Origin of the sequence: Deinococcus pimensis DSM 21231 (genome assembly GCF_000519345.1) — a bacterium.
In the GTDB taxonomy this organism is placed as follows: domain Bacteria; phylum Deinococcota; class Deinococci; order Deinococcales; family Deinococcaceae; genus Deinococcus_A; species Deinococcus_A pimensis.
Window position 1 is genome coordinate 31837 of record NZ_KI912643.1, and the last position, 627, is coordinate 32463.

The 627-nt window shown below is 75.4% G+C and carries 2 protein-coding genes; both read left to right on the forward strand.

From position 1 onward, the window contains the following. Positions 1–304 (forward strand): sensor histidine kinase (locus DEIPI_RS30600; RefSeq protein ID WP_045234184.1); only part of this gene is annotated, 304 nt, incomplete at its 5' end. A 69-nt stretch (positions 305–373) separates the two neighbouring features. Then, a partial coding sequence (locus tag DEIPI_RS30605; protein ID WP_045234185.1) for a response regulator occupies positions 374–627 on the forward strand: 254 nt, incomplete at its 3' end.

Below are 627 nucleotides of genomic sequence, written 5' to 3' on the forward strand. Positions count from 1 at the left end.
CGCCGACGCCCTGCACGCGGGCGGCACGCTCACCCTGCGCGTCACGCGGCGCCCCGGGCAGGTCGTCGTGAGCGTCATCGACGACGGGCCCGGCATTCCGCCCGACGTGCAGGCCCGCGTCTTCGAGCCGTTCTTCACCACCAAGGGCGTCGGGGAGGGCACCGGCCTCGGTCTCGACCTCGTCCAGCGCGTCGTCACCCGCCAGCACGGCGGCGCGGTCCGCCTCAGCAGCCAGCCGGGCCACACCGAGTTCATGGTGCTGCTGCCCGTCCACGCCCCACCCGGGCAGGAGAGCCCCGCATGACCGAAGCCCACCCGGACGTCCTCACCGCCCCCCAAGCCCGCCATCCTCGTCGTCGACGACGACCCCGAGGTGCTGCGCGCCGTCGCGCGGGACCTGCGCCGCCGTTACGCCTCCGACTACCGCGTCCTGCGCGCCACCTCCGGCGAGGAGGCCCTGGAGGCCCTGCGCGAACTGCGCGAGCGGGGCGAGCCCGTCGCGCTGCTCCTCAGCGACCAGCGCATGCCCGGCCTCGACGGCGCCGCATTCCTCGCGCGCGCGCAGGAACTCCACCCTGACGCCAAGCGCGCCCTGCTCACCGCGTACGCCGACACGGACGCCGCGAT